This window comes from Streptomyces sp. CO7 (genome assembly GCF_053474865.1).
Map to the genome: position 1 here is coordinate 1,176,081 of NZ_JBRIOU010000002.1, position 4,810 is coordinate 1,180,890.

The 4,810-nt window shown below is 73.2% G+C and carries 4 protein-coding genes; all 4 read right to left on the bottom strand.

Going from position 1 to position 4,810, the window contains the following annotated elements; translation table 11 throughout:
• Nucleotides 1-64: 64 nt before the first annotated feature.
• Nucleotides 65-1,252, bottom strand: coding sequence for an AAA family ATPase (locus ACOV8S_RS07290; RefSeq protein ID WP_448316806.1), 1,188 nt, complete (start codon nt 1,250-1,252; stop codon nt 65-67).
• Entirely contained in the window at nt 1,249-1,875 is a 627-nt protein-coding gene (pnuC, locus tag ACOV8S_RS07295) for a nicotinamide riboside transporter PnuC (protein ID WP_448316807.1), read from the bottom strand. The genes ACOV8S_RS07290 and pnuC overlap by 4 nt, the downstream gene beginning before the upstream one ends.
• A 178-nt stretch (nt 1,876-2,053) precedes the next feature.
• Nucleotides 2,054-2,992: a penicillin-insensitive murein endopeptidase gene (locus ACOV8S_RS07300; RefSeq protein ID WP_448316808.1), complete on the bottom strand. Its 939-nt coding sequence runs from the start codon at nt 2,990-2,992 to the stop codon at nt 2,054-2,056.
• Nucleotides 2,993-3,043: 51 nt separating this feature from the next.
• Nucleotides 3,044-4,810, bottom strand: a 1,767-nt coding sequence (locus ACOV8S_RS07305; RefSeq protein WP_448316810.1) for a glycoside hydrolase domain-containing protein, incomplete at its 5' end; no start/stop codon positions are given.

Here is a 4,810-nt window from a genome sequence, read left to right on the forward strand (position 1 = left end):
CGGTGTGCTCGCGCGGCTCGTCCCGGGCGCCCTCTCGCCCCCCGCTCTCACCCACCCCCGGGTCTCACCCTTCGGCCGGAACCGCCGACCGGCTTCCCGCAGCCCTCGACGCGACCTCGTGAGCCGTGTCCCGGGGCGCCGAGGGAGCCGGGAAAACGGGCCCTGCCACGCCCTCCGGCCCACCCCGTCGCTCCGGCAGCGGGTCCGTGAACCCCCAGCCCTCCGCGAGCAGTTCCTCCACCGCTGCCACCGCCTCCCGCAGGCGGTGGGCCGGGGAGCCGCGCAGGACGCGGAAGGGGCGCCCCGTGCGCGTCAGTTCGGCCTCGAAGCGGGAGGTCATCCACGGGCGCAGGTGCTCGCCGTCACGCAGGCCGTCGTCCTCGAAGGGGACGTCGGTGTGGTCCGTGAGCAGCCACAGGTGCTGGCGGCGGCCCTCCTCCGCGACCCGGGCCACCGCCGGGTTCGCGGACCCCATGTACCGCTCGTGCCAGATCGTCGTCGCGAACGCGTCCGTGTCGCAGAACACCACGGGCGAGCCCTCCCGCGCCGCCCTGTCCTCACGGGCCAGCTGCTCGGCGGCGATCAGCGGGAACTCCTCGGAGGCGAACGAGACGTCGGCCCAACTCCCGCCGGGGCCCAGCTCCTCCAGTTTGCGCTCGCTGAACTCCCGGCCGTACTCCGGAACCCAGCGGGTGTCCGCCCACACCCCGCCGCGTTCGCGGTAGTGCGCGGCGAGCGCCCGTGCCAGCGTCGTCGTGCCCGTCGACTCCGCGCCGAGGACGACGACGCGCCGGGCGAGCGCGCCCCGCACCGCCGGCGCGAGGAACTGCCAGCAGCCGACCGGATCCTCGCGGACGGCGGTGCCGGAGACGGGGTACGCCGTGCGGTCAGGGTCCACCAGGACGGAGGCGGCGCCCATCCGGCGGCCCAGCTCCTCGCCGTAGGACTCGGAGGTGAAGACCGCGTCGATCCGCCCGGGGACGGCGGCGCGGAAGATCTCCACGTGCGCCGCCCAGACGTCCGGATCCGTGAGGTCGACCGGGACCTCGTCCATCGTGCCCACGACCTCGCACTCCGGATGCTCCTGACGCATCCACGCCACGCGGTCCGCGAGGGGCACCGACTCCACCGAGGAGGCGCACACCAGCACCGTCAGCCGGTCGCACTGCTCGGCGGCGGTCCGCACCAGGTGGTGGTGCCCGGCGTGCGGGGGATAGAACTTGCCGAGCACCAGGCCGTGTCCGTACGTCATGCCGCCGCCACCACCTCGTGGCGCAGTGCGCGACGCCAGGAGCGCAGACCCTGCACGCACAGCACCAGGAAACCGGCGTACAGCAGGGACGTCAGGTAGAGGTCCTTGTGGGCGTACAGCGGGATGTAGACGAGGTCCGCCGTGATCCAGATCCACCACGACTCCACGCGCTTGCGGCACTGCCCGTAGGTCGCCATCAACGACAGGGCGGTGGTCAGCGCGTCCCACTGCGGCACCGTCGAGTCGGTGCCGTGGTCCAGCAGCAGCCAGAGCGCGACGAAACCGACCGCGCCGGCGGACAGCAACCAGGCCCACTCACGGCTGCCGGTGCGCCGCACCCGCAGCCGCTCACCGCCGCCGCCGTTGATCCAGGCCCACCAGCCGTAACAGGCCAGGGCGATGAAGACCGCCTGCAGCGCGGCGTCCGCGTACAGGCCGGAGTCGGTGAACAGGAGGATGAACAGCAGGTTGTTGGCGATGCCGATGGGCCAGTTGGCGATGTGCTGCCGGGCGACGAGCCAGACGCACAGGGCGCCGCTGCCGAAGCCGAGCAGCTCCGTCCAGCTGACGGGGGTCCCCAGCCAGGTGAAGAGTGGTTCGCGTAGCGCGTTCAGCAGGTCCATGAAGCCTCTTTTCGTCTTAGCGACGATAAGCGGCGACCTGCCGTGGACGCAAAGGAAATTTCCGTGACGCGCACGACAGGCGTGTCACGGGCGCGATGCGGGCGCCCGTGCGGTGGGCCGGGCGCGGAAGGAGGTCCGGGACCGGGGCCGGGGCCCCGGTCCCGGACCGTGACCGCACCTACCGGTAGCGGATGTGCAGGTGGTTGTCGTGGTTGGCGTAGCTCGTCGTCAGGCCCTCGGCGATGAGCTGGGGGTCGTTGAAGAAGATGAGCTCGACCCGGCCGGGGGCCTTGGCGCGGATCTCCTGGACCAGGCGGCGGGTGGCCGCGCGGTCGTAGGTGGAGGACTGCCAGGTGATGCGGCCGGCGGTGCACTGGGCGGAGTCGGTGCGGGCCGGCCACACGTCGATGTCCATGCCCACCTCGTGGCTGGCGTGGCCCGCGATGTCGCCGCCGTGCTCGAAGCCCGCGTCGCCGACCGGCAGCTTGCCGTTGCCGGTGGCGGCGAACGCGGCGGCGGCCGCCTCCAGTTGGGCGACGGCGCCGGCGGTGGCCCAGTGCGCGTTGGCGTTGCCGTCCGGGCTCTGGGCGCACATCGTGCCGGGGCCGAAGTCGATCTTCTCGTAGTGCCAGAGCAGGTTCTTCCAGGTGGCCGGGCCGACGATGCCGTCGGCGCCCAGCCCGGCGTGCGACTGGAAGGTGCGCACCGCGGAGGCGGTGGCCGGGCCGAAGTCCCCGTCCACCGTGAGCCCGGCGCCCCGCTTGGCGTTCAGCGCGGCCTGCAGGGCCTTCACCGCGGGGCCGTTGTCGCCCTCGCGGACGGTGAGGACCAGCGCGCCCCAGGTGGCGGCGCCGACCATGCCGTCCGCGGCCAGGCCCTTGGACTGCTGGAAGGCGACGACGGCGCTCTGGGTGCCCGAGCCGAAGACGCCGTCGGTGGCCACCGAACGCCCGTGCGCGGTCAGCAAGTGCTGCAGCGCGAGGACGTCGGTGCCCCGGCTGCCGCTCGCGGCCAGCGGGAAGGCGGCCTGGCCGAACGCCTGGGCCGGGACGCCCGCACCGAGCAGCAGCCCGGTGAGGGCGGCGGACAGGACGACGAGGTGACGCAGTCGCCTCATGGATTCCCCTCTTCTGTGAATCATGGCTCTCCTGTGTCTCATGGGTTCACGTCACCGCCCCGCCTGGAGCGCGCCCCAGGTGCCGGAGCCGACGATGCCGTCGACGGCCAGCCCGCGCGAGGACTGGTAGTCGCGCACCGCCTGGTCGGTGGCCGGGCCGAAGCTGCCGTCGATGCCGACCGTTCGGCCCAGCGCCGCGGTCAGCGCCCGCTGCAGCCGGGTCACCGGCTCACCCGTCGAACCGCTCTTCACGACGGTGGCGGCGCCGCGGGCGAGCAGCGCCGTCCACGTCTTCGGGCCGACCACGCCGTCGGCGGTGAGGCCCTTGGCGCTCTGGAAGTTGCGGGCCGCGGTCGCCGTGGCCGTGCCGAAGACGCCGTCGGGGGTGCCCGCGCTGTAACCCGCGGCGGTCAGCAGGCACTGGGCCGCCTTGACCAGTTCACCGCTCGAGCCGCTCTGCACCGTGGCGTAGGCGGAGAAGTTCAGGTTGGCCCCGGAGCAGGTGGGCGTCGGCGAGGTGCCGCCGGCGCCGACGTCGAGGTAGTCGCGGTCGATGTTGATCGAGTAGCCGCCGTAGGACTCGGTGACCTCGCCGACGTACTGGTGGATCCGCTGGTGGTTCGCCCAGTACGTGGACGGCACGTAGGTGCCGGTGTTGGTGTCGGCCGCGCTGTTCCACCAGGCGTAGAAGAGGTGGTCGACGCGGGTGTAGGCGGAGTTGTTGTACTCCGAGGCGGCGTCCTTGATGCCGGAGGCGGCGCTCGAGTAGAAGCCCGAGAGGTAGCCGCCGCTGTGCAGGCGCTCGGTCCAGCCGGAGAGGTAGGACAGCACCGCCGCCTTGCAGGAGGCTGTCGAGGTGTAGGCCTCGATGTCGCTGTAGATGGTGCTGCCCGCCGGGATACCCAGGTTGGAGGCCGCGGTGATCGCGGTGGCCGCCGCGCTGACGCCCTGCGACTTGGCGGTGGCCGGGTCCGCGGACATCTTCAGCGAGAAACTGGTGCACGGGGCCTGGCGGCCGACGTCGATGGGGAAGAGGCGCCAGCCGTTGGCGGTCTGGGAGGTCACCCAGCTCGCGGTCAGGTTGGGCTGCGAACAGCCGCGGAAGGAACCGCTGATGTACACGCCGACGGCGCTGTACGGGGAGCTCGTCTGCCAGGCGTTCATGGCGGCCGTCGAGGGCGCGGTGCAGGCGTCGAAACCCTTGCCGAGGTAGGAGCCCGGCTGCGGGCCGGCCGCCGCGAGGGGCGCCACCGTGGCCGGCTGCCCCGCGGTGCGCGGAAGTTCGGTGCGCCGGGCGGCGGAGGTGAGTTCCGCCGTGGCGAGGACCTCGCGCACCAGGTCCTCGGTGTCCGGGGTGTGGGCCGCGGTCACCAGCACGCCCGCGTCCTCCACGGCGACCCTGACGGTGTCGTCGCTGGAGACCGCCGACGGCACGGTGGCCCTGCCGCGCTGGGCGCGGGCCGTCGCGGCGGTGACCTGCCCGGCCGAGCGGGCGGTGATCGGCTCCACCACGATGCCGGCGGTGCGGCCGACCAGATGGGCCGGGCAGTCGTTCTGCTCGCCCGGGGCGCCCAGGTACACGGCGGGACGGTCGAAGCGGACGCAGGCGCGCGGGTTCTCTGTCAGGTCGACGACCTGCCAGTCGGCGGGCACGTCCAGCCGGTAGCCGTGGTAGGCGACGGTCCGGGAGCCGGCCGCGGCGTCCCGGACCTCGGAGGCCTGCGCCGGGCCGGTCAGGAAGGAGGCGCCGAGACCGCCGAGCACCGCCAGCAGCGCGGTGGCCGAGCGGAGTCTTCGGCGGGGAGAACGGTGGTGGGG

Coding starts and splice junctions, on each gene's coding strand:
- pnuC (WP_448316807.1), bottom strand. CDS start 1,875: ATGGACCTGCTGAACGCGCTACGCGAACCACTCTTCACCTGGCTGGGG.
- ACOV8S_RS07290 (WP_448316806.1), bottom strand. CDS start 1,252: ATGACGTACGGACACGGCCTGGTGCTCGGCAAGTTCTATCCCCCGCAC.
- ACOV8S_RS07300 (WP_448316808.1), bottom strand. CDS start 2,992: ATGAGGCGACTGCGTCACCTCGTCGTCCTGTCCGCCGCCCTCACCGGG.